At 44.8% G+C, this 5,089-nt stretch carries 6 protein-coding genes; 2 read left to right on the forward strand and 4 right to left on the reverse strand.

Annotated features, from left to right (window positions below; translation table 11 throughout):
• Together K2G41_RS10760 and asnS are read left to right on the forward strand one after the other, a co-directional pair.
• Positions 1-1,093 (forward strand): pseudouridine synthase (locus K2G41_RS10760; protein WP_300118054.1); only part of this gene is annotated, 1,093 nt, incomplete at its 5' end.
• 84 nt (positions 1,094-1,177) lie between these two features.
• Positions 1,178-2,569 carry an asparagine--tRNA ligase gene (asnS, locus tag K2G41_RS10765; RefSeq protein ID WP_300118056.1) on the forward strand — a complete coding sequence of 464 codons (1,392 nt, stop codon included), beginning with the start codon at positions 1,178-1,180 and terminating at the stop codon, positions 2,567-2,569.
• Between the two features lie 101 nt (positions 2,570-2,670).
• Here the strand turns inward: asnS and K2G41_RS10770 are convergent, their stop codons facing one another.
• The 4 genes from K2G41_RS10770 to K2G41_RS10785 form a co-directional block, all read right to left on the reverse strand.
• Entirely contained in the window at positions 2,671-2,958 is a 288-nt protein-coding gene (locus K2G41_RS10770; RefSeq protein WP_300118058.1) for a hypothetical protein, read from the reverse strand.
• Between the two features lie 561 nt (positions 2,959-3,519).
• On the reverse strand, positions 3,520-4,128 hold the full coding sequence (locus K2G41_RS10775) for a phosphoglycerate mutase family protein (protein WP_300118060.1): 609 nt from the start codon (positions 4,126-4,128) through the stop codon (positions 3,520-3,522).
• A 427-nt stretch (positions 4,129-4,555) separates the two neighbouring features.
• The gene (locus tag K2G41_RS10780) at positions 4,556-4,825 is read right to left on the reverse strand and encodes a type II toxin-antitoxin system YafQ family toxin (protein ID WP_300118062.1); all 270 of its coding nucleotides are present in this window, start codon (positions 4,823-4,825) and stop codon (positions 4,556-4,558) included.
• Positions 4,822-5,089: toxin-antitoxin system protein (locus K2G41_RS10785; protein ID WP_300118064.1), on the reverse strand; the 268-nt coding region annotated here is incomplete at its 5' end. The genes K2G41_RS10780 and K2G41_RS10785, both read right to left, overlap by 4 nt.

The raw sequence follows: 5,089 nt of genomic DNA on the forward strand, positions 1-5,089 counted from the left end.
CTCCCCCGCTCCCCCCGTGCACCCCTACTACTTTCTGTCCTACTATACCTATAACGCGCATGTCTGTTTCATCTACCGTCAGCAAGGCGACTATAACAACAACCGTCAGCAGGGCGACTATAACAACAACCGTCAGGGCGGCTACAACAACAACCGTCAGGGCGGTTACAACAACAATCGTCAGGGCGGCTACAACAACAACCGTCAGGGCGGCTTCAATAATAACCGTCAGCAGGGTGGTTACAACAACAACCGTCAGGGCGGCTTCAAGAAACCCAATAACCGCCAGAACCAGTATGGTATGCCGCAGGGCGGACGCAGCTTCACTCCGCGTCCCCGCCGCATAGAGTACGAGATGCCCATTCCCGATCCCAATGAGCAGATCCGTCTTAATAAGTTTATGGCAAACGCCGGTCTTTGCTCACGTCGTGAGGCTGACGAATACATCCAGCAGGGTCTCATCAAGGTCAACGGTGAGGTCGTGACTGAACTCGGAACAAAGATCTCTCACAACGATGTGGTTGAATACAACGACAAGGTTGTGACTCTCGAAAGCAAGTGCTACATCCTTCTCAACAAACCGAAGGATTGCGTAACGACCAGCGATGACCCCAACGGCCGTCTTACTGTAATGGATCTCGTGAAGGGTGCTTGCGAAGAGCGCATCTATCCCGTAGGCCGTCTTGACCGCAACACTACCGGTGTGCTTCTCCTCACTAATGACGGTGATCTCGCTTCCAAGCTTACCCATCCCAAGTTCGTGAAGAAGAAGATCTATCACGTATGGACCGACAAGGATATCGCTGAGGAGGATATGCAGCGTATCGCCGACGGTATCGAGCTTGAGGATGGACCGATCCATGCTGATGCCATCTCGTATGCTACCGAGACTGACCGCAATCAGGCCGGTATCGAGATCCATTCGGGTCGCAACCGTATCGTGCGCCGTATTTTCGAGAGCCTCGGTTATCACGTCACCAAGCTTGACCGTGTGTATTTCGCAGGTCTCACCAAGAAGAATCTTCCCCGCGGTCGCTGGCGTTACCTTACTCAGGAAGAGGTCAACTTCCTTAAAATGGGTTCATTCGAATAAAATCATAGGATGCTGTGTCCAAATCAATTCGGAATTTATCCCTTCTGACACAGCAGCAAACACATATTATCATATAGCTTGAAAATGAAAAGGACTAAAGTAGTCGATCTGCTCAAGGATGCCTCACTCATCGGTACGGAGGTCGAGGCAAAAGGCTGGGTGCGTACCCGCCGAGGCAACAAGCATGTTCAGTTCGTGCAGCTCAATGACGGATCGTCAATAAAGAATATCCAGATCGTGTTTGATATGGCCAAGTTTACTGAAGAGGAACTGAAGCCAGTCACCACCGGTTCAAGTATCTGCGTCAAGGGTATGCTCGTTGAGTCGCAGGGCAAAGGTCAGACCTGTGAAGTGCAGGCTGACAGCCTTCTTGTCTATGGCACGGCCGACGTGGAGAGCTATCCCCTTCAGAAGAAGGGTCACACTCTTGAGTTCCTGCGTGAGATAGCGCATCTTCGTCCGCGTACCAACACGTTCGGTGCTATCCTACGCGTGCGCAGCACACTTGCGTTCGCTATCCACAAATTCTTCAACGAACGTGGATTCTGTTACCTCAACACTCCGCTGATCACAGCGAGTGACTGTGAGGGTGCAGGTGCGATGTTTCAGGTGACCACTCTTGACCTCAATAATCTGCCTAAGGATGAGGAGGGCAAGACCGACTATTCGCAGGATTTCTTCGGAAAACCTACGGCTCTTACAGTGTCAGGTCAGCTCGAAGGCGAGCTTGGTGCCACTGCTCTCGGTCAGATCTATACATTCGGTCCTACTTTCCGCGCAGAAAACTCCAACACACCCCGTCACCTGTCGGAATTCTGGATGGTAGAGCCTGAGATGGCTTTCTATGACATCACTGACAATATGGATCTCGCCGAGGAGTTCGTGAAATATTGTATCAACTACGCTCTCGAACACTCGCTTGACGATATCACTTTCCTTCAGGAAATGTATGACAAGGATCTTATCGAGCGTCTGAAATTCGTGGTCGATAATGACTTTATCCGTCTCAGCTATGCCGAGGGTGTGAAGATCCTTGAGGTATCAGGCAAGAAGTTTGAGTTCCCCGTTCATTGGGGCACTGACCTCCAGAGTGAACATGAGCGTTACCTCGTAGAGGAACATTTCAAGAAGCCCGTAATCCTTACCGACTATCCTAAGGAGATCAAGGCATTCTACATGAAGCAGAATGAGGATGGCAAGACTGTCCGCGCTATGGATGTGCTCTTCCCCCATATCGGAGAGATCATCGGCGGTTCTGAACGTGAGGAGAATTACGACAAGCTCCTTGCCCGCATCGAGGAACTTAATATCCCGATGAAGGATATGTGGTGGTATCTCGATACCCGTCGTTTCGGTACTGTGCCTCACTCCGGTTTTGGTCTCGGATTCGAACGCCTCGTGCTTTTCGTTACAGGTATGACAAACATCCGTGACGTTATCGCTTTCCCCCGTACACCGGGTAAGGCCGAGTTCTAATAGAAGGCCGTAAAAGGTATAAAATAATAGCGGAAGATGATCCGAAGATCATCTTCCGCTATTATTTTATGCCTACCGTACTTCCGGCGTTACGTCTGCGTTCAGACATTTTCGGTAAGTTCGGTTGATTTAGACGTGTCTGTAGCTGAATTTTCTTTTTCCTTGAGTTCAAGTTCTTTTCGCTGAGCTTTCATCTCTCCTTTGCGTTCGGACGAACGTCCGATGAGCATGAACAGACCACCGAGAAGGATAAGAACACAGAATGAAACTGCCGTTGTCCATGAAGCGAATGCCATAATCCCTGCCAGCATTATGATCAGGTAGGCGATCACCACTCCCATAAGGAGAATGAAACCTAACCAGAATAGACCTTTACCAAATGATTTCATAATACAAAATAGTTAAATATGTGAGTGTATTTTAAATAAAATCTCTTTATAGTAATAAAAGTCCGTACGATGAAAAAGTTCTTCGGAAAGCCGCTTTTTTTATTATGAAATGGTCTAGACTTATTACAGAATGCTAAAGCATTTGCTTAAATAAAAGATTAATTTGTAATAAGTTTGGATCAGTTTATAGAGGAATTTCCTCACTCAATCGAAACGAAGTTTGTTTTCTTGTTACTGATACCGTATTCATAACTATATCATTTTGTAGGTCAAAGATAGTGCATTTGTATAATAGGTGCAAAAATGAATGGTTTTAGCTATCGTATTACTCGAATCTGAAAAAAGTGTATAGCCTATAGCTCGTTTTAAACTCCAAGAGCGCAACGGTTAAAGTACCATAATCGCGAGCGCATACTGTGACTGAGATCGATGTCCTCTGTGATATTCCTTTGCTAATACATAGGCGATAAGACGATTTTGTAGAATCAGTTGTGCTATTATCCGTGATTAGCAAGCCGGCATATCACAGACTCGGATTATCGGGATTGGACGAAATGCAGTTTATGGTATCCAATAATACATCGGTTTCTTTCGGTGTTCAGATACCCATTCTTCAAAGTCTTTCATATTTGATATCCCATCTGCAATGACGGCCTCATAGTATTCTACTCCATGATAATCTTTGTCTGTTGGTGTCTCGAATTTCAACCGAAGAATCATTTCTTTCTGAACGGGGGTCAGCACTTCTGTAATCCTATCGGCCATACGTTCAAAATAGCCATCATACTCTGATCCCTCCTCAATATGGATAACATCAAACTGCCATATTTCTTTTTCGTGCTTATAGAAGATATGCCACGCTACGCAGTGCTCTTCAGTGTGTAGTCCGTTGATACATTTTATCTCTGTCACTTCAGGTATTTTTGCGATCTGAGCTGCTATGGCAAAGCTACTCTCTTCAGTTATTCCTTTTGAATAGACATGGAGATCTATATCCCTATGGTTGGCAAACAATCCCATACGCAGTGAGCCTATGAGATTAACACGGCAGCCGTTCTGTTCCCATACATTGGCTATACCGGATTTCTTTAGAATACTTTTCGCCTTTTTCTGATTGGCAAAAGATAAATCGAATATTTCCTGTTGGTTCATCTTGATGATATCTGACAAATCTAATATAACGCAGTAATACAAGGTATATTTTAATGAGGTAGAAAAATTATATACGACTAAAAACAACAGTAGGCTGACCGCTTCCGTGAGCACATAAAGAAAACATCCGATTTCTGCCCCATTGAAAGTGAGAAATCGGATGAAAATTTAGTTAAACACTTGATTGTTAAGTATTTAAAGTGGAGCTATAGGGAATTGTTCCTTATACTCCAAATATCGCAGTATCAATTAGATACAGAATGTTTAATTTCTTGTGTAACGAGTTGATAACGGTATTTTATCGTTCTTCTCCGACGGTTTCTCAACCGTCTCGGAAACCTCTGCTTCCGCAGTGAAAAATTACTGAATTTCAGTGAACCACACAAGACCGAGGGGTCATTTTAACTATTCGTATGCAAACTGTTAAATGCACTTCGACCTTCCTTCAAAACAATTCTGAATGTGTGCCGAATCTTACCAACTTGATTATGTCAGATTCCTGATCCCACCATATCAGTAATGTGTCGTTTTCCACATGGCATTCCATGTGTCCGCGATAATTACCCGTCAGTGGATGAGGCTTGTTTTCCTCTGGTATAGGCAATTCATTTTGAAGCAAACCAAGAACCAACTCCAATTTCTCGATAACCTTAGGCCGATTTTTATATCGTTTGAGATCCTTCTTAAACTGAGTGGTGATTTTCAGAGTCTTCATAGAGAATCCACAAAGTTGCGGAAGTTTGAGAGATCAAGTGTCTCTAAATTGTCAGTAGTCTCGGCTTCACTCATAGCAGCGAGGGTTGTCTTATTAGGCTTTTCTGAGACAAAGGCGAGCAGCACACTCTCAACAAGATTATTGAGACTGCGATTATGCCTCTTAGCCTCTATCTGGAGACGTTGGAGCAAATTCTCACTTAATCGAAACGAAGTCTGTTTTCTTGTAATTGATGTTGAATTCATAGTTATACCATTTTGTAGT

The organism is Duncaniella sp., from assembly GCF_029056165.1.
Classification (GTDB): domain Bacteria; phylum Bacteroidota; class Bacteroidia; order Bacteroidales; family Muribaculaceae; genus Duncaniella.

Coding starts and splice junctions, on each gene's coding strand:
- K2G41_RS10780 (WP_300118062.1), bottom strand. CDS start 4,825: ATGAAGACTCTGAAAATCACCACTCAGTTTAAGAAGGATCTCAAACGA.
- asnS (WP_300118056.1), top strand. CDS start 1,178: ATGAAAAGGACTAAAGTAGTCGATCTGCTCAAGGATGCCTCACTCATC.
- K2G41_RS10770 (WP_300118058.1), bottom strand. CDS start 2,958: ATGAAATCATTTGGTAAAGGTCTATTCTGGTTAGGTTTCATTCTCCTT.